2 protein-coding genes are annotated in these 2099 nt (G+C 64.9%); both read left to right on the top strand.

The genetic code is table 11. The annotated features are described in order from the left end of the window. Positions 1-978 (top strand): ATP-binding protein (locus AB1346_07475; protein MEW6720273.1); only part of this gene is annotated, 978 nt, incomplete at its 5' end. A gap of 17 nt (positions 979-995) precedes the next feature. Beyond that, a partial coding sequence (locus AB1346_07480) for a PocR ligand-binding domain-containing protein (protein MEW6720274.1) occupies positions 996-2099 on the top strand: 1104 nt, incomplete at its 3' end.

The following is a 2099-nucleotide window of genomic DNA, read 5'->3' on the forward strand; positions in this document are numbered from 1 at the left end:
TCCGGGATGGCGGCCCGGCTGGTCCAGCGGCTGCTTGCGTTTTCCCGGAAGCAGGTCATCGAGCCGAAGATCATGAACCTGAACGATCACATCGCCGAGATACAGCGCATGCTGGTCCGCCTCATCGGGGAGAAGATCGAGCTGCGGACCGTCGCGGAGGAGCGCCTCGGCCTTGTGAAGTTCGACCCGGGGCAGTTCGAGCAGATCCTGGTCAATCTCGTGGTGAATTCGAGGGACGCGATGCCGGAAGGGGGAAGGATCGCCATTGAAACGGCGAACGTGGACCTCGACGACGGTTACTGCTCCAGGCACCCGTACGTCCGGCCGGGGCGTTACGTCATGATGGCGGTGTCCGACACGGGGCACGGGATGACCGAAGAGGTCAGGACGCATATTTTCGAGCCGTTTTTCACCACGAAGGACAAGGGAAGCGGAACGGGACTCGGCCTGGCGATGATCTACGGGTCGGTGAAGCAGGAGGGCGGATCGATCGAGGTGTATTCGGAACCGGGCCTGGGAACGACCTTCAAGGTCTACCTGCCGAGGGTCGAAGCCGTTTTGGAGCAGCCGAAGAAGGAAAAGCCTCCGGACGAGGGGCGCGCGCCCTCGGAAACCGTCCTCGTCGTCGAGGACGACGACATGGTGCGGAAGATCTGCGTCAGGACGCTGGCCGGGCGCGGATATCGGGTCCTGGAAGCGTCCGGCGGCAAGGAGGCGCTTGCGGCCCTCAACGGCCATCCCGGACGGATCGACATGCTGCTGACCGACGTCGTCATGCCGGGAATGAACGGCCCGGAGCTGGCCAGGCGCCTGCGCGAATGCTACCCCGAGGCCGTGGTTCTTTTCGCTTCCGGATACACCGAGGACACCATCACCCATCAGGGCGTGCTGGAAGACGGATTGCATTTCATCAACAAGCCGTACACCCCGGCGGCACTCGCGATGAAAGTCCGGCAGGTGCTCGACCGGGAAAGGTGAGGAGAATCCGGAAAGGCATGAAATACAAGCTGGCGGATCTCCTGGATATTCCCGCCCTCCAGCTCGCGCTGGACAGCCTGTACGTCGCGTCGAGAATCCCCTCGGCCATCATCGATTCGGACGGGAACGTCCACACGCGCTCGGGGTGGCAGGACGTGTGCATGAAATTCCACCGCCTCCACCCGGAAGCCGAGAAGCGGTGCATCGAAAGCGACCGGCACATCGCCCGGCACCTGCACGAGGCGGACCCTTCGATCGTGTACCGGTGTCCCCACGGGCTGGTGGACGCCGCGACGCCGATCGTCATCGAGGGAGAGCACCTGGGGAGCGTCTTCACGGGGCAGCTTTTCCTCGAGGAGCCCGACCTGGATATTTTCCGGACCCAGGCGGGGAAATACGGGTTCGACGAAGCGGCCTACATCGACGCCGTGAAAAGGGTCCCGGTCGTCTCCGAACGGACCCTTCGGGAAAACCTGGCCTTCCTGGCCCGCTTCGCGGAGATGCTCGCGGTGGCCGGCCTCCGGCAGCGCAGGGAAATGGAGGCCGAGCGGCGGCTTCGGGAGAGCGAGGAGCGCTTCCGCAACATCTTCCGGGAGAACAGCTCCGTGATGCTGTTGATCGATCCCTACACCGGGCGGATCGAGGACGCCAACCCGGCGGCGGCGCGGTTCTACGGATACACGGAGGAAACGTTGCGCGCCATGAAGATCGGCCGGATCAACACGCTGCCCGAGGCGGAGCTGACCGCCGAGCGGATGCGCGCGCTGAACAGGGAACGGGAGCATTTCGTCTTCCGGCATCGGCTGGCGGACGGCGAGATCCGCACCGTCGAAGTCCATTCCTCCCCCGTGAACGTGGGAGGACGGTCGCTGCTGTTTTCCATCGTCACCGACATCACGGAGCGCAGGAACCTGGAGGAACGGCTCCGCCAGTCCCAGAAAATGGAGGCGGTGGGACGGCTGGCCGGAGGGGTCGCCCACGATTTCAACAACCTGCTGACGGTCGTCCTCGGATACAGCGAGTCGCTCCTGGGCGGGCTCGAAGGGAACTCGCCGCTCCGGGAGGACGCGGAGGAGATCCGGCGGGCCCCGCGGCGCGCCCCCGAGCTGACCACCCCGCAA

Source organism: Thermodesulfobacteriota bacterium (assembly GCA_040758155.1).
GTDB lineage: Bacteria > Desulfobacterota > Deferrimicrobia > Deferrimicrobiales > Deferrimicrobiaceae > UBA2219.